At 38.6% G+C, this 20430-nt stretch carries 18 protein-coding genes and 1 pseudogene; 13 read left to right on the forward strand and 6 right to left on the reverse strand.

Going from position 1 to position 20430, the window contains the following annotated elements; all coding sequences use genetic code 11:
- The 4 genes from CXF89_RS02310 to CXF89_RS02325 are packed head-to-tail and all read left to right on the forward strand — an operon-like array spanning window position 1 to window position 4935.
- Window positions 1-3006, forward strand: a complete 3006-nt coding sequence (locus CXF89_RS02310) for a phage tail-collar fiber domain-containing protein (protein ID WP_121953707.1) — start codon at window positions 1-3, stop codon at window positions 3004-3006.
- A gap of 2 nt (window positions 3007-3008) precedes the next feature.
- A complete protein-coding gene (locus CXF89_RS02315; protein ID WP_121953708.1) occupies window positions 3009-3500 on the forward strand; it encodes a baseplate complex protein in 492 nt (163 codons plus the stop codon).
- On the forward strand, window positions 3500-4189 hold the full coding sequence (locus CXF89_RS02320) for a hypothetical protein (protein WP_121953709.1): 690 nt from the start codon (window positions 3500-3502) through the stop codon (window positions 4187-4189). Before CXF89_RS02315 ends, CXF89_RS02320 begins: the two co-directional genes overlap by 1 nt.
- Window positions 4190-4191: 2 nt before the next feature.
- Window positions 4192-4935: a hypothetical protein gene (locus CXF89_RS02325; RefSeq protein WP_121953710.1), complete on the forward strand. Its 744-nt coding sequence runs from the start codon at window positions 4192-4194 to the stop codon at window positions 4933-4935.
- A 593-nt stretch (window positions 4936-5528) separates the two neighbouring features.
- Here CXF89_RS02325 and CXF89_RS02330 read toward each other — a convergent pair.
- Window positions 5529-5855, reverse strand: a pseudogene (locus tag CXF89_RS02330) (4-fold beta flower protein); the annotation flags it as partial.
- A 101-nt stretch (window positions 5856-5956) separates the two neighbouring features.
- Window positions 5957-7027 (reverse strand): site-specific integrase, encoded by a 1071-nt coding sequence (locus tag CXF89_RS02335; protein ID WP_121953712.1) that lies wholly within the window; start codon window positions 7025-7027, stop codon window positions 5957-5959.
- 108 nt (window positions 7028-7135) lie between these two features.
- Here CXF89_RS02335 and dusA point away from each other — a divergent pair, with 108 nt between their 5' ends.
- The 7 genes from dusA (at window position 7136) to CXF89_RS02370 (ending at window position 12144) form a co-directional block, all read left to right on the forward strand.
- A complete protein-coding gene (gene dusA, locus CXF89_RS02340) occupies window positions 7136-8146 on the forward strand; it encodes a tRNA dihydrouridine(20/20a) synthase DusA (protein ID WP_121953713.1) in 1011 nt (336 codons plus the stop codon).
- Between the two features lie 244 nt (window positions 8147-8390).
- Complete coding sequence (locus CXF89_RS02345) at window positions 8391-9071, forward strand: PspA/IM30 family protein (RefSeq protein ID WP_121953714.1); 681 nt, start codon at window positions 8391-8393, stop codon at window positions 9069-9071.
- A gap of 10 nt (window positions 9072-9081) precedes the next feature.
- Complete coding sequence (locus tag CXF89_RS02350) at window positions 9082-9288, forward strand: PspC domain-containing protein (RefSeq protein WP_024599243.1); 207 nt, start codon at window positions 9082-9084, stop codon at window positions 9286-9288.
- 171 nt (window positions 9289-9459) lie between these two features.
- Window positions 9460-9786: a hypothetical protein gene (locus tag CXF89_RS02355; RefSeq protein ID WP_121953715.1), complete on the forward strand. Its 327-nt coding sequence runs from the start codon at window positions 9460-9462 to the stop codon at window positions 9784-9786.
- 79 nt (window positions 9787-9865) lie between these two features.
- Window positions 9866-10375 carry a copper chaperone PCu(A)C gene (locus CXF89_RS02360; RefSeq protein WP_180961374.1) on the forward strand — a complete coding sequence of 170 codons (510 nt, stop codon included), beginning with the start codon at window positions 9866-9868 and terminating at the stop codon, window positions 10373-10375.
- 8 nt (window positions 10376-10383) lie between these two features.
- Window positions 10384-11370 carry a DUF2333 family protein gene (locus CXF89_RS02365; protein ID WP_002957928.1) on the forward strand — a complete coding sequence of 329 codons (987 nt, stop codon included), beginning with the start codon at window positions 10384-10386 and terminating at the stop codon, window positions 11368-11370.
- A 3-nt stretch (window positions 11371-11373) separates the two neighbouring features.
- Window positions 11374-12144 (forward strand): TIGR04219 family outer membrane beta-barrel protein, encoded by a 771-nt coding sequence (locus tag CXF89_RS02370; protein ID WP_121953717.1) that lies wholly within the window; start codon window positions 11374-11376, stop codon window positions 12142-12144.
- A gap of 33 nt (window positions 12145-12177) precedes the next feature.
- Here the strand turns inward: CXF89_RS02370 and CXF89_RS02375 are convergent, their stop codons facing one another.
- The gene (locus CXF89_RS02375) at window positions 12178-13065 is read right to left on the reverse strand and encodes a TIGR03899 family protein (protein WP_024594005.1); all 888 of its coding nucleotides are present in this window, start codon (window positions 13063-13065) and stop codon (window positions 12178-12180) included.
- Window positions 13034-13615 carry an SRPBCC family protein gene (locus tag CXF89_RS02380; protein ID WP_007580289.1) on the reverse strand — a complete coding sequence of 194 codons (582 nt, stop codon included), beginning with the start codon at window positions 13613-13615 and terminating at the stop codon, window positions 13034-13036. The genes CXF89_RS02375 and CXF89_RS02380 overlap by 32 nt, the downstream gene beginning before the upstream one ends.
- 111 nt (window positions 13616-13726) lie before the next feature.
- Here CXF89_RS02380 and CXF89_RS02385 point away from each other — a divergent pair, with 111 nt between their 5' ends.
- Window positions 13727-15916: a bifunctional diguanylate cyclase/phosphodiesterase gene (locus CXF89_RS02385; protein WP_007580290.1), complete on the forward strand. Its 2190-nt coding sequence runs from the start codon at window positions 13727-13729 to the stop codon at window positions 15914-15916.
- A gap of 130 nt (window positions 15917-16046) precedes the next feature.
- On the forward strand, window positions 16047-18224 hold the full coding sequence (locus CXF89_RS02390) for a YgiQ family radical SAM protein (protein WP_007580292.1): 2178 nt from the start codon (window positions 16047-16049) through the stop codon (window positions 18222-18224).
- Window positions 18225-18416: 192 nt separating this feature from the next.
- Here CXF89_RS02390 and CXF89_RS02395 read toward each other — a convergent pair whose 3' ends face one another.
- Window positions 18417-18968 (reverse strand): protein disulfide oxidoreductase, encoded by a 552-nt coding sequence (locus CXF89_RS02395; RefSeq protein ID WP_121953718.1) that lies wholly within the window; start codon window positions 18966-18968, stop codon window positions 18417-18419.
- Window positions 18969-19024: 56 nt separating this feature from the next.
- The gene (gene mgtE / locus CXF89_RS02400) at window positions 19025-20383 is read right to left on the reverse strand and encodes a magnesium transporter (RefSeq protein ID WP_007580297.1); all 1359 of its coding nucleotides are present in this window, start codon (window positions 20381-20383) and stop codon (window positions 19025-19027) included.
- Window positions 20384-20430 lie beyond the last annotated feature (47 nt).

The following is a 20430-nucleotide window of genomic DNA, read 5'->3' on the forward strand; positions in this document are numbered from 1 at the left end:
ATGGCTTCAGTAATTACAATTGCAGGTGAAAAGCTCTTTGCTGCAAAAGCGCAAGCTAATGAGCAACTAGACATAGACACGTTTATTTTTGCAAACGTGCCCGCTCAAGACCCAGCAGCACCAATTAACCGCGATGAGCTTTTACCAGCCGATCACGTAGTGCATCAACAAATAGTGCAGCAAGTAGGCCGCATTAACGAAAACGTAGTGGTTTACTCAACCGTGCTAGACAGCGTAACAGGCCCGTTCGAATTTAACTGGGTTGGGCTATATTCATCAGTAAACCAAACATTAGTAGCTATTAACCACATACCAACCACCGCCAAAACAATCACCGAGCCAGGCGCAGCGGGTAATACCTTAAACCGTAACTTTGGCATTGAATATTCAGGCATTGCCGACCTAACTGGTATTGATGTAGCCCCAGAAACATGGCAATTAGACTTTACCGCCCGCCTGCAAGGCATGGATAAGCTAACCCAGCAGTTAGCAAAAGACTTAAACGGCGCAGATTCATTTATTGATGATGGTTTTAAAGTAGTGCCACGTAGTACGCTGAACTCATTTGAAGTAACGGCAGGCGTTGGTTACATAAGTGGCTTACGTGTTGAACTCAAGGAAGTTACTTATTTAAATGCTAGTGAATACCCAAGGTACGTTTATGCTGATGCTTATTTTGAAGGTGATGCAAGCAGTACATGGGCACCTAAAGTTGATATTTATACTTCAAACGTTGAAAAGGACGACTTTACTGACGAGCAGGGTAGAGAGCACTATTTGGCTCCTGTAGCTATTATTCATAACAATAATAAAGTCGAAGATTTGAGGTTTTCATTTACTGATGATAAAGACAGTACAACTAAAAACTTTAAAACTGTCGCAGATTATAAGACATACAAAAAAGTGCTGCCTATTGGGAAAGTTATTTACCTAGAAGATAGACAAGCTAGCTTTAAGGTTGTTGATGGGATAATAGAAGCTAATGGATTTTGGATTATAGCAAATAATTACAGTTTACAAAGCATAAAGCTGGCCAATGTAGGTATAACAACTCCAAGAATGTTTGGAGCTATACCCAACGAAGAGTCAGAAGCTGCCAATAATGAGGCAGCATTATTGGCAGCGATAGGCTATGGTGCGGTTTCTATTGATGAAGAATACTACTCAACACTAACAAGCAATAATATAATTGAAACCAACATTGATATTATTGGAAATAGAACAGGAGGGATACGTTTTACTGAACCTGGCGGGCCTTGGATTCGTTATAAAAACGGAGAGCATATTAAAATTTCAGATATAAAAATTACAGGTGCTGGTGGTGGCATATCTATTTTTCTCTCTCCTGTGTCAGAGAAGCATTTATTAGGTCAGCTGGATGTGTATAGATGTGAAATAAAGAATGATGTTTCAATTCATAGGGGAACATATAGCTCAGAAATAGATGTTTTGAGTGAGGCTTACGGAATTAAAACTGTTAACTTTATTAAAAATGAGGTCGTCAACTGCGGATTTTCTTTTTTTACAGGGCTAAATATGGGGCATGATTTAGTCACTTTAAAAGATAATATCTTTAGAAACATGTCTTTTGTGGTTATGAGTATGGGCATTGACAATAACCATGACTTTATGGAAAACATGAAAAAAGGCATGAAAAAATTAATTTGTAAAGGAAATGAACTAATAAATGATGACGACTACTATTCACCGTCAACTGGAAACTATCTTGCATTTGTTTTGTATGAAGGGACTGAAGTTGATTATAAAGAAAATTGGGTCGAGGGGTTAAAAACAGCGGGTGTAATGGCTGTATATGATATTTATGCAAGTGTAGAAATACTGCGGTACAACGGTAATACCAATAAAAATAATTTATGCTTCAATAAAGATAAAAATAACAACGAGTTACTTAAATCGAAGGGAGGTAAAAAAACTTACTATCACAATAATGAATTCATTGTAGAAAAAGAGTTTTTAGCTAGGCATTTTGCTGATGACGTCGAAAAAGGTTGGGTAACATTTTACCAAAAAACACACGGCGATGATGAAAGTGAATTGTCAATTAAAGATAATAATTTTAATATCCATATACTTAGAGGACAGCCGGCATCGTCTAATACTAAAAGTTTATTAATAAAAGGCAACACATTTAAAGTGGGCAAAATGAGTAGCTCCTTTGCTGTTATTAATAACACTAATGAGGATGTATATAGCTATTCTGACGCTACTGTTGAAATATCTGATAATGAATTAAATATAGAAAGTTTAACAGAAGTGGCGGGGTTAAATGGTTTTTCTTTTCTGCGACAAGTGATAGATCAAAACTCACCAAGGGGGGATTACAAGTCAATTGTATTAAATAACAATAAAATTAACATTCAAAAGGCTAAAGAATCCGTTATTTTTTTAACATCACTGAAAGCTGGTAAGTTAGAGGTTACAGATAATAAACTAAGTGTAGATAATTTAGATGGTGGCACGTTTATGCCGCTTGAATATTTTTCTTGTTCGGCTAATGAATTTATTTATAAGCAAAATGTATTTCACTTACGAAACGGGATACCTCGCGGTACAGGTATGAATATGAAACTTGTTGATAGTGATTATATAGATATAGATGTAGTGTACAAAGGAGTTTTTGCCCCTTTCGAGGTTAGAACTCCTAAAACAGAAGATAAACCATATTTTTTAGAGTTTGCTATGGAAGCTACCAAAGGGGGTGAAAAATATACCAGTAATTATAGAGTTAGTGTAGATGTTGATGGTTATACTTACACTCCAGTAGGAGGGGTGGAAACATTTTCAGAGTATCCTAATTCTAGCTTAGAAGTAATAACTGATACTATCGCTTTATCTATATTAGATAAGAGTATGACATCAGTAGGCTTTACCTCTTATAATCGCACCGACTTTGAAGAAGCTTTACTGATAAAAGGTGAGTGTAGTGAGGTTGTAAAAGGAGTCGATGCTGGAGAGTTCAGAACGAAAGTAAAGATAGTGAAGTAACAATGCTTAACCTTAACTCTACATCAATCGCCCTAAAATCACTGCGGATCACGGCAAGCCAAGAGCTTGCCAGTGAAGATGCTAGCGGCCAGTCGTCTAGTACCAGCCAAGCCGAAACGGGTATAAAAGCTAAAATGCTGGCTGTGAGTGGTTTTTTACCATTCACTCAAGATGAGCATTTAGCACAATTATTTGCTATGGCCGAAGCCACCGAAAGTGGCGCCCGGGTTATTTATCGCATAAGTAACCACACAGCCAGTGCACTCGGTGTTAAACAAGTGCGTTTTAGCAGCAAAATTGAAGCGGTGGAGCAACAAACTACCCGACAATGGGCGATTAGTTTTACGCTTGTTGAATACCGATCAGTGCCGCAAAAAGTTGAAGAACGTACGCCCGATGCAACGGCCAATGTGCAGGGCGGTGATAGCGGTATTCAATATGCAAATATTAATCAGCATTTAACTGATAACTTTGCAGCGTTGAGAACCGTATAATGACAACCCCAAACGCTCGTTTTATTGCCCGCGCTTATATCAACGACTCAAAAGTTGATATGAAGGATCATTGGGTAGTGCTGCAATCATCAACGCCTGGTACATGCCAAATAACTGTTAATCAAAAAGCAGATAAGCTAGCACCGGTTAAAGTCGACCTTGGCTGGGGTGATATGGTTGATCGGGTATTTAATGGTTATGTTGAGCGTGCAATGCCATCGGTAAATGGTTGGTACACGCTATTTTGCCGCGAGTGGTCAGCATCACTCGCATATAATTTAAGTGTAATGCTACGCCAACCAACTATGCGCCAAGTGCTAGACGAAATAACAGCACAAACAGGTATTGAGTTTGTAATACCAAGCGCCGCTTATACAGATACAGCCATACCGTGCTTTTACTCTGATAGCTCCGGCTATGCCATGTTAAACAACATTGGCCGCGCGTTTAAGATTGATGACTTTGTATGGTATCAACAGGGCAACGGTAAAATTTACGTAGGCAGCTATGGCGATTCGTTTTGGTCAGATAAGCCAGTAAAAATTGCTAATGGCCTAATGACTGATCATCAAGCAGGTAAAACCGCCACAATGCCAGCAGCCCCAATGATACGCCCGAACGTAACCGCTAATGACGAACGCATAACCGCCGTTGAGTTTAAAGGCACTAACATGCAAATAAGTTGGTGATCATGGAAAAAGCAATCCACAGAATAATACGCAAACTATTCCCAGAACTAACAGGCCAACTGCATTTGCCGCGCTGGGGCAGAGTAGTTGCACTACCAGAACTACCAACCGAAGACGGCGAACGCGGCAGCGACCCGTTTTACCCGCGCTATGCAGTAGACGTACAACTCATTGACGAAAACGGCACAGACACCAAATCAAAACCACTTCAAGCAGTGCCATTACCATTACCAGGTGCAGGTGATAAAGCAGGCCGATTAGAACCGCCGGCTATTAATTCTATTGTAGAAATTGGCTTTGCTTATGGACGAGCAGATAAACCATTCATTAGAACAGTACTACCCTTTGGTTGGGACCTACCCGCAATCAAAGAAGGCGAAACCCGCACCCAAGTACGCGAAGGTGTATACCAACACATAGATGAACACGGCAACTTTGAAAACAAAACCGACGAGTCATTAAAAGACATCATCGGCAAATTAGCCGACCTACAATGCGAAACCCGTAAAGTAATAGCAACCAAAGAGCAAGAGCATAAAAGCCCTAAAACATGGATAGGCAGCGACAGCGAAAACGTACTCAAACTACTATCAGAGTTAATGGCCACAGTAAAAGATATAGCAACAGAATGCGCAACACATAAACACAGCCCAACAATGGCACCACCAACAACAGCCGAAGTGTTTACAAGTAAAGCAGATGAAGCAAGCGCCCAAAAATCTAGGCTAGACCCAATAACAAAGTAACACACAAGCCCCACAATCAAACCCAGCCAAGCGCTGGGTTTTTTATTGCCTGCCACTTGCTGCAGCAAAGATAACCACGTCAATACAAGCAAGGTAAGTTTAAGCCACATAAACCAGCCCCACACAGAATGTGCGCCACGAAATCCGCACTCTTCCTCACCCTCCTGCGCGCTCTTTATCGTTATTTTTTTACAGTTTTAAAGTACTTCATTTAAAGCGCCAGCCAGCGCCATATATAAGGTTTCTAGCAGATCAAAGATCTGAAAAGATCGAAGTTAATTTCACTGTTTTTCAGTTTAACCGACTGTAATTCATAAGGAATTAGAAATAATAAAACCATTAAACAACAACTTACCTAGTTTACGTGAGGTTTCAAAGATCAAAGTATATTTTATGAGTAATAACAAAATCAATATAAAACAACAGCTTAATTAAAAACAAAACTGAAATTTAAAAAGTTGGTTATTGAATTGGAAACTTTGAAAAGGAACGACAATATAGCGATTGGACTAATTAGATATAAATGTGAAAACAACAAAATATGCTCAAGGTTTTTAACCTCAAGCAGTAATGAGTAAGTTAAAGTTATTGGTTTAATTATCAAATGGGTCAAACCAGCCCAATTTAGGTAATTTGGGGAGTTTTGGCAGTGGTGGTAAAGGGGGGAGTGGTGGTAAAGGTGGTAATTTTGCTAACTTATTCATAGGCTGCGCTTTATTTGTTTTGCGGAGAATATAATTATTGTTAACAATTTCACCTATATAAACACCATTCGAGCTCCAAAGACTACCGTTATTATCGAACCAGCCTATGTACTTGCTATGTGTATCAAATAACCTGCCGTTTTTTTCAAAACCAAGGTGTTGCCCATTCCACTTAAAAAAATGATTTGCCATTAAATAAGATCTCCAATTTATGAGGTAGTTATAAAGTCCATATTAATTTTTGATATTAAATATAAATTCAATACTAAAAATATAATTACATAAAAATGATTAATGACATATAAGAAAAGATTTAGCTAGATAAACTTATCATGCAATTTATGCGGGAATAATTGCGTATAAACTTGCCACAAAATATTTAAATTACGGTGGCCCGTTACTTGGGCCACTTCTTCAATTGAATAACCTTTTTCAAATAAACGGCTAGCACCTTCACGGCGCAAATCGTGATAGCGTAAATCCTCAATGCCTAAAGCATTACGTACTCGTTGAAAACCAGCAGTAACAGATCGTGAGTTATACGGAAATATTAACCCGTCATTTCTAGGCTGTTTCATAGCAATATCAAACGAGCCAGCTAGCAAAGGTACAATCATATGATTACCTTCTTTTTTGCGTGGGTCTTTTCTATCGCGAACTAATATAGTTTTGTTATCCTCGTTCAAATCTTCCCAACGCAACTTACATATTTCACCAATACGCATACACGTTAAAATACTAAAATCTAAAATATCTAAAAAAGGAATACGTACTTTACCGTTAGGCCTGTAGTCCATGCGTTCTTTTAAACCATCGCGCAATTTATCTAATTCATTATCGGTAGGGCGGCGCGTTCGTTTTTGGCTTTTGCCAACTAAGGACATTTCAATGAGTACCGGCACCGCATCTTCAAATATTTTATAGTTAGCATCAATGTTCCAAACGGGACCGGCTTTTTTCATCACACTGCGTAAGTAAGCAACATCATGATAAATAGTCGCTGGGCCTGCACCAGCGCTACGCCTATTTTTGCAATGCTCAATTAAATCACTAGTACGTAACTCATTTGATAAAACCGATGCTATATCGCAATCAATCAGCATCTTAATTACAAATTGCTTAGTACGCCCAGTGGCATTCCATAAATCATGGTTTTCATAATACATATTCATAAGGGTGCCTAGTGTGACCGCCTGTTTTTTTTCAGTCACCCTAGAATACTCAATATCGTTAACTTGTTTCTTGCCCCAACTTTCAGCCAGCACTCTTTTGCTGAATGTTTTACTTTCATTGTGTATAATCTTGCCCTTAGACTTTTCGCGTACTACGCACTTATAGCGGTAGTCGCCTGAAGCAAGACAGCGTTTTTCGATATTATATGAAGCCATGATTTAACCCTAAGTTATTGATCAGTCCAACCCCGCGAGGGTGACTATAGGGTGACTGTATATCGAAACTCGCAGCGATTCAAGGAAATTCAAGGTAATTCAGACTATATGAATAACACACTAAATAAGGGCTCAAGCCCAGTAGTAGCAGGTGATACAGGGTTTAGACGGTTTAGCGTGGCGCCTATGCTTGATTGGACTGATCGCCATTGTCGTACTTTTCATCGCAAAATGACTAAACATACTGTGCTTTATACTGAAATGATAACCACAGGAGCTATCTTATTTGGTCGAGGCGACTACTTACATTTTAATAAACACGAAGGCCCAGTGGCGTTGCAGCTTGGTGGCTCTGATCCTAAAGCGCTTGCGCAATGTGCAAAATTAGCCGGTGAGCGTGGTTATGACGAAATAAATTTAAATGTAGGTTGCCCGTCAGACAGAGTTCAAAATGGTCGATTTGGCGCATGTTTAATGGCTGAACCTCAATTAGTTGCGGACTGTGTTGCAGCAATGAAAAACGAAGTAAACATTCCTGTTACCGTTAAAACGCGCATTGGCATTGATGAGCAAGATTCGTATGAGTTTTTATGTGCGCTAATTGAAGCGTCCCATAAAGTAGGGTGTGATGACTTTATTATTCATGCTCGTAAAGCATGGCTCAATGGTTTAAGCCCAAAAGAAAATCGTGAAGTTCCACCGCTTGATTACCTACGTGTTTATCAACTTAAAAAAGATTATCCGCAACTCGATTTAAGCTTAAATGGCGGTGTTAAAACAATTGAGCAGAGCCTAGAACATTTACAACATATCGATGGTGTAATGATTGGGCGTGAAGCTTACAGTAACCCATTTATGCTCAATGACGTTGATGAGAAAATTTATGGTGATGCTGCAAACACACAATCACGCCACGACGTAGTGCGCTCAATGTACAGCTACATTGAAGAAGAAATGCGTTTGGGTGCTAATTTTTGGCATATTGCACGTCACATGCTCGGTATTTTTCAGGGGCAGCCTGGTGCACGAGGCTTTAGGCGCCACCTTTCTGAAAGTGGTCACGGGAAGCAAGCTGATTTATCGGTAATGGATAAAGCATTAAGCTTTGTACCAGAATAAAGCTAAGCTTTAAAAATTCTAAATTTAAGCCACTTTCGAGTGGCTTTTTTGATCCTAAAAATTAGTCAAAATCATAATTTATTGGCCAATTACACTCTATATTGTTCAGCTTGAAGTCACTAAAATTTAGATGGCTTATTATTTATCACCTTGATTTTAAGTGTTTTATTTTTGTTTTGATGGACTTGGCACAACTCTTGGAATCTTCTTGTTGAAATTAATTAAAAATCAACAGGAGAATACCATGGGAATATTTAACCGCGTAAATGACGTTATTCAATCAAACATTGTGGCTATGCTTGATAAAGCAGAAGACCCTGAAAAACTTTTAAACCTAATGCTTAACGACATGCAAGATGCGTTGAATGAGTGTCGTAGTACAGCTGCTGCTTTATTGTGTGAAGAAAAAATAATTAATCGTCAAATTGATACTAAAAAAACAGAATTAGCAGCTTGGCAAGTTAAGGCTGAACATGCGGTTGAAAAAGGCAGTGATAACCTTGCTAAATCTGCTTTACTTGAAAAGCAGCGCGTTAACGAAAGCATTGTAAATAAGAAAACTCAGTTAGAAACTTTGCAAGAGTCTATCGCAAAAATTAAAGTTGATTGTGAGCGCCTGCAGCAAAAAATAGTAGAAGCTAAAACGAAGCAAGCACAATTAGTTAAACGCCATGATGTAGCAGCTGCAAGAAAAAAGATAAGTACAACGTTACAAAGCGACAAAGTAGCTAATGCATTATCTCGGTTTGAGCAAGTTGAGCAACGTGTAGAAAGTATTGAAGCCCAAATAGAAGCGTATGAGTTAACCGACTCTGCAAATACGACTGCTGCACAAATTGAAGCCTTAGTTAAAAATGAAAAAATAGATGCTGAGCTAGCTCAGTTGAAAACAAGTTTAAAAACTGATTTAAAACAGACTGCTTAAGGAGAAGATTATGAATAGCTTTAATCGCCAACGTGGTTGGTATAAAGATACGTTAAATAAAAAAATATCAGGTGTATGTAGTGGTTTGGCGCATCGATTAGATTTTCCGGTGTGGGCAACGCGCTTAGTAACTATTTTATTATTTTTAAGCTTTCCGTTTGCAGTTGCTCTTGGTTATTTTATTGCGCATTGCTGCCTTGAAAATAAAGAGTATTAATACCAATAGGCATAAATATTTGAACAATTTAACGAATTAAATCACTCTATAACGTTGTTAAAATTTATATGTATAACAACTAGATATAAAAACTTTTGCCTAGTTATAGCGCAATTTGCTTATCGTTAAATAAACCCCGTATATAAGCCGGTTGGTATAAGGAGAATTACTATGAAAGCTTTGGCAGTATGTGTAATTATCTATTTATTACTGTTTACTGATTTAATAGCGTTTGTGCATGTCGACTCTTGGCAGTTGCCGTTATGGATTGCTGATATTAGCTGGGCTGGGCTCGAGCTTGTAGGTGCTTTGGCCGCAATTGTTGCTGTAGTTGCTGTAGTGGCTTTAATTACTATGGGATTAGTTGGTGCAGGTGTAGTGGCATTAGCAGGGACTTTTTTAGCGCTTTTATTCGGATCTATAATGATTGCATGGCCGTTACTATTTGTTGCAGTGTTGTGTTGGCTTGTTGCCGATAACAAAAAAGTAGCCTCTTAATCCTTAATTTGACTGACTATTATAGGTTAACTATGTTAAATTTAGCCTGTAATTTAAAGTTTTCATAAGGATAAGAATGATGACGAAACTATGTTTTTCGATGGCTTCTGCATTACTATTTAGTTTTTTTTCGTCATCGTTGGCGGCGCACTCAGGGCACGAACATGCTTCTGATGTGGCTGTACTCGAAGTAGCTAACGCGCAAGTTAGAGAGTTTTTACCTGGCAGTACTTCAACTGCAGGTTACTTAACGCTTACTAATCACGGCGGAACATTAGCAACTTTAACTAAGGCAACGCTTGATGGCTTGGGCCGTGTTGAAATACACGAGCACTCACATGTAGACGGCATGATGAAAATGCAACAAGTTAAATCGGTTGAAATTAAAGCGCATGAAAGTGTCAGTTTTCAACCTGGCGGTTATCATTTAATGGTATTTGAACCACAAGAACCATTAAAAGTAGGGCAAGAACGTAAACTCACGCTATATTTTAGTGACGGTAATCGCTTATTTACTAATGCTCAAGTCGTGTCGCTTGAAGCGCAAGCTAAACAGTCGAAACCTTCTACTCAACACGCTCACCATTAGGAGTACACATGTCGCAACATAAAGGAAAAATAGCAGGAATAGTTGTTTTACTGCTTATCATTTTTTACGCAATTGCTGTTTATTGGAGCACTGAACCTTCACGTTTTGACGTTGTTGCAAACGCGAAAGAGCAAGCGCAGCTTCGTAATGAAAAAATAGTAACGGGTTATGTAACTACTTCTACATTGATTACAGTAGCCAATACCTTACTCGATAAACCGGGTGGCTACTTATCAAATGATGTAATACCACCAAGTATTATTATGGATGATATGCCAGCGTGGGAATATGGCGCACTAGAAATGGTACGTGATTTATCGCTTTCTATGCGAAAAGATTTTAGCCGTTCTCAATCACAATCAACGGAACATGAAGCCCTTAAAAAGGCGCAGCCGCAGTTTAATATAAGCTCTGAGGCATGGGCATGGCCAAGTGCCGAAGGTGAGTACCAAAAAGGTATTGACTACTTAATGGTATATCGTGGACAAATTGCTAATGAGCATGAGCGCGATAGCCAATTTTACGCACGAGCAGATAACTTACGTAGTTGGCTTAAAGAAGCTGAAAAACGTTTAGGTAGCTTAAGCCAACGTTTAAGTGCGAGCGTAGGCCAGGAAAAAGTGAACACCGATTTAGCAGGTAATTCATCTAATAAACAAGCAACTCTTGCACCACTGCAGCAGCAAGTAAGAACACCGTGGTTAGAAATTGACGATGTGTTTTACGAGTCGCGCGGTGCAACTTGGGCATTACTGCATTTTTTACAAGCGATAGAGTATGACTTTAATGACGTACTTGAAAAGAAAAATGCACGTGTAAGCTTACAACAAATCATACGTGAACTTGAGGCAACCCAAGAAACAGTGTGGAGCCCACTTATTTTAAACGGGAATGGTTTTGGCTATGTTGCTAACCACTCTTTAGTTATGGCAAATTATATTTCTAGAGCCAATGCGGCTTTAATCGAACTTAGCGAACTACTAGCTCAAGGATAAAAAATGAAAAAGTATTGTTTAGCAGCAGCCCTTTCAATGGCATGTTTAGCACCAGCAGCGCAAGCTGACACTCTACTAGGTTTATACGTAGGTGTTGATGGATGGAAGTCAGATAACGATGGCCAATTTTCTTACAAAAATAATGCATCTCAAGATTTTAATTTTGAAGATGAGACTTTTGTAAGTTATTACGCGGCGCTTGAGCACCCAGTACCGTTAGTACCAAATATCAAATTAAAGTATACAGAGCTTGAGTTAAATGGTTCTGCGCTGCTTGCAGATACATTTAGCTTCAATGGTTCTGATTATGTTGTTGGTTCTACTGTAAATACGATAAGTGATTTAACGCATATTGATTATATTTTTTATTATGAAATTTTTGATAATGACTTAATTTCAATAGACCTAGGTTTAAATGCTAAACAGTTTGACGGTGATATTGTTGTAAGTGGCACTACCCAAAATGGTGGTACTAACTTTACCGAAACCAAAGACTTCTCTGGTTTTGTTCCTCTTGCATACGGCCGTGCCGAAGCTGGCTTACCATTTACTGGTTTAAGTGTATTTTTTGAAGGTAGCTTTTTGGCTATTGACGACAGTAAAGTACAAGATTATCAAGTAGGCGTAGCGTGGGAACTTATTGATAACCTAGCAGTGGATGTTGCTGTTAAAGCAGGTTACCGCTCTATGGTATTAGAACTTGATGATGTAGATGATATTACTACTGATATTGATGCATCTGGCCCATTTGCGGGTATTCAGGTTCATTTTTAATTAGTATTTTCTAATTAAACAAAGCGTGGCATATTATTTTATTGCGTGCCACGCTAAATCAAACTCTCCCTCTAGCGCATTATTAATCAACTGCTTATAGACCTTATTGACAGGGAAATTAATGAGTTTAGATAGCTCATCACCTGTTTGAGTAAATTTGTAATAGCTTAATACCAAATCACTACTCTTTGCTTTTAACGTTACTTTTTGCGATAAAAATGAAAGGGTAAGTTCTTGCCCCGCTTTAAGCACTGCAGATTCAATTTCTTTTCTATACAGTAAATTAAGATCCATGAGCGTTAAAATATCAGGAAAGCTAATGCCCGTTTTTCCTAAATTTAGAGATACTTTATTGCCTTTTCGTAGCAAATCAAACAAAGATGGTTTTTTGTAAAAACCGAGTAATATAAAGTGGCTGTCGTCTTTTTCGTTATAGCCTGAGAGCGACACACATTTTTGCAAAGAGTCTGCTTCTCGCTGTGTCATATGCTTTAAAGTTTGTAGGCTTTTAATTGAAAACGTACCAGGGTTAAGTGTTTCTCCTGTTAAAATTTTTGCCCATAAAATTTGCATTGATTCATTAGAAGTATCTTCACACAGAGCTATAAAATGCTCTACCCAATCAACATCGGGCTGTTTACTACTTGCTACATCAGGGCAAAACCCCATAGCCATTGCTAAAATTGATTCTATATTTTGTTGTTGTTTAATAAGTAATAAATCTTGGCGTTTTTGAGCGCGAGCTAAAACAGAGTTTTCACTGTTAATATGATAAAGCGGCTTAATTTGGCCCTTAATATCGTAACTTTGCTCGTTAGTAGGTAGTACACCGTTACTACCTACTTTTGTTATAGGGTAACCAAGTAAGGATTCGATGATGTTGGCAAGATTAATTCTCGCCTGTGCTGTTTTGACTGTCATGACTGTGCATTATCCTTTGTGGATCACTAAGCTGTGCAACAGTTTGAAGGTTATTTAACCCCAGTGAAACTGTATTACTGAGTACGTACTCGCTTAAAATTGCAGTGTAACCAGATATTAAAGGAGCAGTTGTTTGACCTTTAATATTACATATTAACGTAACTATACCGTTTTGCTCGCTAAGGTTAAATGTACCTCTAATAATATGTTCAGCATTTAAAAGTATGTTGAAGCTGACTTTATTTTGGCTTACCGAAGTTATGATCATTTCACCATACCCCCATTTTCCTTTCCAAGACTGATGAGCCCCTAGGCCAGAACTGGGTTCGCCCAAAGTAAAACGTATGCTGGGGTCTACTTTTTCCCATGGAGACCATTTTTGCCATTGGCTAAAGTCGGTGATAAGCGGCTTTATTACTTTAAGATTGGCATTAATTTCGATTGTTTTATTTACACTATAACTTTGAGGCAGTATTAGCCCTACCAGTGCCAATACTAATAGTAATAACAGTACGCATTTGATTAATATTTTTAATGGTTTAATAAGCACACCTTTTATTAGTTTTTCAAGTTGAAATACAACAACTTTTTATTAATCGACTATAGTATGAATTAGATTATAAACCAAAAATAATTTATTGATTGCTACTTAGGAGAGCGAATGTCGTCAGATCAAAACGATTTTTTATTTTTTGAACAAGATTTTGAAGACGATGCTGTTGTTGAGCAGACTAAGTTTTGGGATATTTTAATTGTTGATGACGAACCTGAGATTCATTCTGTAACAAAATTAGCTTTGTCTGGCGTTGAGTTTTTAGGGGCTGGCTTGCGATTTCACGATGCTTATTCGGGTGTAGAAGCAATAGAAGTGCTAGCTAAAAATAAAAATATTTCGGTTATTTTTTTAGACGTTGTTATGGAAACTGACGATGCCGGTTTGCAGGTTGTAAAAAGGGTGCGTGACGAATTAAATAATCAACATGTAAGAATTATTTTAAGAACAGGGCAAGCAGGTATTACACCAGAAGAAAAAGTAATACGAGAATACGACATAAATGACTATAAAACGAAAACAGAGCTGACTCGTTCTAAGTTAGTAACTTCGCTTATAACCGCTATTCGCTCATACGAGCAGGTATGTCAGCTTGAATATCAAAGTGATGCAATGAACACGATTGTTTCAGCATCAAAGTCTATTTTAGGACTTACTGATGTTAAGCAATTATGCAAAGAAATCATCAAGCACATGAGTATTATTTTAAAATGTTCACCTAGAGGGCTTGTTTGCAGTAAGTTAGATGGCGATGATTTTATTCAGGTCTTAGGTGGTTGCGGGCATTACGAAAGCTATTTTGGTAAAAAATTAATTAATGTTGATAGCAAAGTATTTGAACAAGTTGAGTCGTGTTTTGGTTTGTCAAAGCACCAACACATAGACTCAAGTTCAACATTTATATTAAAAAGTAAGCATCGAAAAGCGGCTTTATATATAGAGTGCGACCACATTCCCTTACAAGCACAGCTACAATTTGCTGAAATTTTCTTAACTAATGTAAGTGTAGCACTTGATAACATAAGGTTATTTGTAAAGTTAAGAGATGCTGCTTATAAAGATGTGCTTACTGGTATTTCAAATCGTACTAACTTTATTGAGCGTGTGGTGAGTTATCAAAAGCCACACGTGAACGATCATGTATTTGTATTACTTGATGTAGTTAATTTTGCAGATATTAATAACGGCTTAGGGCAAGAGGTCGGCAATAAAGTATTAATTGGCATTGTGCAAAGGTTAAGAGAAAATTACCCAACAGCTAAATTACTATCACGTATTGGCGCTGATGTTTTTGGTTTTATTATTCGCCAAGACGAATTTGACTTAAAAAAGTTGAATGAGCAATTAGGTATTTCATTTTACGCAGAAGAACATTTACTCCCTATCGATTTTAGAGTGGGCTTATGCCAACAACAAGACTTTCAAAGTAGCGGTATTGATACACTGAAAGTTGCTTATATTGCACTTGACCAAGCTAAAAAAGCAAAGCATAAAGAAGGCGTTTATTACAATATTGATATGCAAGATAAGATGGCTTGGCGGATAGGGATTATTAGGCAGTTACGTCATGACTTTGCTCGAAATAAATTAGAGGTATGGTACCAACCTCAACTTGCACTAGATGACTTATCGCTAATTGGATGTGAGGCATTATTACGCTGGCCGGCAAGTGATGGCGTGTATATATCGCCGGCTGTGTTTGTGCCACTTGCAGAGGATGCGGGCTTAATTGTTGATATAGGGCAGTGGGTATTAGAACAAGCTTGCCAACAGCAAAAGCGCCTAGAAAATATGGGCACAGAAATTTGTATTGCAGTTAATGTGTCTGTCCCACAGTTTAAAGTAAAAGGTTATGCGCAAACTGTTAAAAATACATTGTTAAAATATGGTGTTAAGCCAAAAAACATAGAATTAGAAATCACCGAGAGCGTAGTAATGGATGAGCTGGAAACGGTTATTAGTACGCTAAGTGAGCTAAAAGAACTCGGAATGGAAGTTGCTATTGATGACTTTGGTACTGGTTTTTCGTCGCTGAGTTACATTCAAAGTTTACCTTTGGATCGGTTGAAAATAGATCGTGCATTTATTAAAGATTTACCAAATGATGACACTGGCGCTATTGCTGCCTTAGTTATATCTCTTGGTGCTAAGTTGGGCTTAAAAACGATTGCTGAAGGGGTCGAAACACAAGAGCAAGCCCAGTTCTTAAAAAATTTAGGATGCGATGAAGTACAAGGTTTTATGTATGCTAAACCCATGCCTGAAAATGAATTAATAGAATTTATAAATAAACGCTAAAAAGATTAACTTATTATTTAAGCTAATGAACGATTTAGAATTTAAGGCGCGATATGCTTTGACTACTTTGTATATATAAACAATTTAGTAGGGTATAATTCGCGCCTTTTGTTATTCTACGGCCACAATTATGAGCACACTCAAAGCTAAGCGCGCCTTATTTTCATACCCTAAATACTGGGCTGAATGTTATGGCACCGCGCCATTTTTACCAACTACACGTGAAGAAATGGATGCACTTGGCTGGGATAGCTGCGACATAATAATAATTAGTGGCGACGCGTACGTCGATCATCCTAGTTTTGGTATGGCGGTAATTGGCCGTGTACTTGAAGCGCAAGGTTTTAGAGTGGGTATTATTGCCCAGCCAGCATGGGACTCTAAAGATGCATTTATGGAACTAGGCAGACCGAATTTATTTTTTGGTGTAACAGCTGGCAACATGGATTCGATGATCAATCGCTATACAGCTGAAAAGCGTATGCGCCACGATGATGCTTACACGCCAGATAACGTAGGTGGTAAACGTCCAGATCGCGCCGTAATGATTTACTCGCAAAAATGCCGTGAAGCATACAAAGGTATCCCAATTGTTATTGGCGGTATTGAAGCCAGCCTTCGTCGTATAGCTCATTACGACTATTGGCAAGAAAAAGTACGTCGCAGTATTTTGTTTGATGCAAAAGCTGATATTTTAATTTACGGTAACGCAGAGCGTCCGTTAGTTGAAGTTGCACACCGTATTGCCGCAGGCGAAACAATGGATACTATTCAAGATATTCGCGGCACGGCTGTTATCAGAAAAGAACCTTTACCAGGTTGGCGTGGAAGTGACTCCACCGCTATAGATAAAATTGGTAAAATCGACCCTATTCCAAATCCATACGGCGCTGATGATGTTGGCTGTAGTAAATCTGAATTTAAACAAGCGGGTATAGACTTAAAGGCAGAAGCTGCAAAACCAATTATGGTTCAGCCTGCGCGACCTAAGCCATGGGAAAAAACTTACGTTAAGTTACCTGCTTATGAGCAAGTAAGTGTTAACAAACCTTTATACGCCCACGCTTCGCGTATTCTACATCAAGAAACAAATCCTGGTTGTGCAAGAGCACTGTTTCAGCGACACGGCGATCGTTCTATTTGGGTAAACCCGCCAGCATACCCATTAGAAACACATGAGATGGATGCTGTGTTTGGTTTACCGTATCAGCGTATTCCTCATCCAAGTTACGGCGACTCTAAAATTCCTGCTTACGACATGATAAAAACGTCAGTTAATATTATGCGCGGTTGTTTTGGTGGGTGTTCGTTTTGCTCAATTACGGAGCATGAAGGGCGTATTATTCAAAGCCGTTCGCAAGAATCAATTATTGAAGAAATTGAACAGATTAGAGATAAAGTACCCGGTTTTACTGGTGTTATTTCTGATTTAGGTGGTCCAACGGCAAATATGTATAAACTGCGTTGTACGAGCAAAAAGGCAGAAAGTACCTGTAGACGTTTATCATGTGTGTATCCTGAAATTTGTAAGCATATGGATACAGATCATACGCCAACAATAGACTTATATAAAAAAGCACGTGAAGTTAAGGGTATCAAAAAGGTATTGATTGCTTCTGGAGTTCGTTACGACTTAGCTGTACGCGACCCGCGTTACGTTAAAGAATTAGTAACGCATCATGTAGGTGGCTACTTAAAAATAGCGCCAGAGCATACAGAGGATGGTCCATTATCAAAAATGATGAAACCAGGTATGGGTGCGTACGATCAATTTAAAGAATTATTTGATAAGTACTCTAAAGAAGCCGGTAAAAAGCAGTATTTAATTCCTTACTTTATATCTGCTCACCCAGGGACAAAAGATGAAGACATGGTAAACATGGCTTTATGGCTTAAATCAAACGACTTTAAGCTTGATCAGGTACAAAATTTTTACCCATCACCGATGGCTAATGCGACGACTATTTACCACACAGAAATGAACTCTTTACGTAATATAAAAAACAATACAGAAGTTGTTCCAGTACCTAAAGGTGCTCGCCAACGTAGATTACATAAAGCTATTTTACGCTACCATGATGCAGCAGGTTGGCCGATGATACGTGAAGCACTGCGTAAAATGGGTAAAGCTAATTTAATTGGTAAAGGGCCTAACTGTTTAGTGCCTGAAGAAGGGCGTGATGAAAAAGCAGGTAAAGGTGGCAGTAAAGGCGGACGTCCTGCACTAACGCGACATACCGGTTTTAGCCAATTTAAAAAGGCAAACACTAAACCAAAAGTAGGCGGTAATCGTCAAAGTACACGTTAGTGATTCAATCTAATAACAACTAGTAGATTAGTTTAATTACGCTAAGGTTTTTTAAAACCTTTTTAATATGTAAATTAAGTAAACCTTGCTCTTTATTATCTATATTATTGTAGGTGATAAAGAGCGAGCTTTTAGAAACCCCTCTTGAGATAGCACATATTTAGTGCCTATATACTTGCAGTTAGTTTTTTCTTAAAACGTTGATGATAACCACAAACGTAATTTAAGTGACCATAACGGCTGAATGCCTGTTAGCCCTTGCGTCATTTTATTATCTTTTAAGATTATATAAGATGGCGTGACTTGCCCTTGCCAATCGGCAAATATCTCACCGTGTTGATCGTTGACAGTGGTAAAACTGTAGCCATGATCATTTAGATACTCATGTAGTTTTTGATCCGAGCCTGATTTTATTGCGATGCTCACGACAGGGTAGTTATTCTCGTTTGCGAGTTCGTTTATGGAAGGGGAGGTAATGCTACAAATAGGGCACCAAGTTCCCCAAAAATAGACAAGTGTTGGTTTATCTTGGCTCATTGCTGACAAATCAATGTTTTGCCCTTTATAATCTATTAATTGTAATTGAGGATTTGCTGGCATAACAGGTTGTCGCCACCAATTTACAGCGTTATAAATTACGAACAATATGAAACCATATATCAACACACTTTTTAATATTGATAAGCCTTTTTGTTTTGGCGTTTTTTTAGGTGTGTCTTTTTTATTTTTGGTATCCGTTGTCATAGTTGCAGCTTTACTCTAAGTGTTTTTTACTTTAGTTATTTGCAAAAGTTTCTAATTTAAACCAGCAACCAGGTAGCAGTACCTAAAAAGGCGAATATACCCACAATGTCTGTAATTGTAGTTAAAACTACACTACCTGCAAGAGCGGGATCTATATTCATCTTTTTAAGAATAATAGGGATACTCGCACCAGCAACACCTGCCACCACTAAGTTCATAAACATAGCGAAGGCGAGTACGCCACCAAGCATAAAGTCCCACTGCCATAGGGCAATAACACCTGCTATTAACAACGACCACAAAACACCGTTTAACGCGCCAATAGCAAGCTCTTTCATCATCAAGAAACGTTGGTTAGTTTGATTAATATGACCTACCGCAATACCACGGATAACAAGCGTTAATGATTGGCTACCTGCAACACCGCCCATAGAAGGGACAATACCGTTTAGTACAGCTAAAATAGGGAGCACATCTAAAGTGCCTTCAAAAAAGCTAGCTACAAAAGCAGCTGCAAGTGCAGTTAGTAAGTTGACACCTAACCAGACTGAGCGTTTTTTAGAGCTTTTTAGTACTGGCGCAAAGGTATCTTCTTCATCATCAAGACCGGCTAAGCCCAACAAACTATGCTCAGCATCTTCTCGGATTACGTCAACGATGTCATCGATAGTGACACGACCAAGGAGCTGATCGTTATCATCAACTACGGGGGCCGATATCCAATTATGACGTTCAAATAATTGCGCGACTTCACTTTCATCCATTGAGATTGGAATGGATTCACAATCTTCATCCATTAAATCGCGAACAATCTTTTCTGGCGGGTTAGTTAATAATGTACTCAGCGATAAAGCGCCTATAAAGCAGTTATGCTTATCAACAACGTACAAGTCATCGGTACCTTCTGGTAACTCGCCACGTAGCCTAATATACCTAAGTACAACATCAAGCGTAACATCAGGGCGAATGGTCACCGTATCGGTGTTCATTAGCGCGCCAGCAGAACGCTCTTGATACGAAAGTGCTTGTGTTGCACGTTCACGGTCTTGAATGTCCATCGCGCTAACAACGTCTTTATAGACGGTGTCTGGCAGACTACGTAATACTTCACCTAAGTCATCGTGGCCCATATCTTCTGTTGCGGCTGCAATGTGCTTAGGTTCCATTTGGGCAATAATGCCTAAACGAACATCTTCTGAGAGTTCTTCAAGAACATCGCCTTGCACATCAGGATCAACCAACTGCCAAAGGAGTCGGCGAATTTTATGCGGTGATGATTCTAATAATAATGCGGTATCACAAGGAGCTGTTTTTGCGAGCATGCGCCTAACTTGAACAAATTGACCACTATTGAGTGACTTAGTCACCTGTTTTAGTTGCTGTAGTGGGTAATCTTGTTCAAAAGCTTCAGGCATTGGCGTCCTTTATAAATTTTTATATTACTTTATGGGGAGAGGTGAGT

This window comes from Pseudoalteromonas sp. MelDa3, from assembly GCF_002863625.1.
GTDB lineage: Bacteria > Pseudomonadota > Gammaproteobacteria > Enterobacterales > Alteromonadaceae > Pseudoalteromonas > Pseudoalteromonas arctica.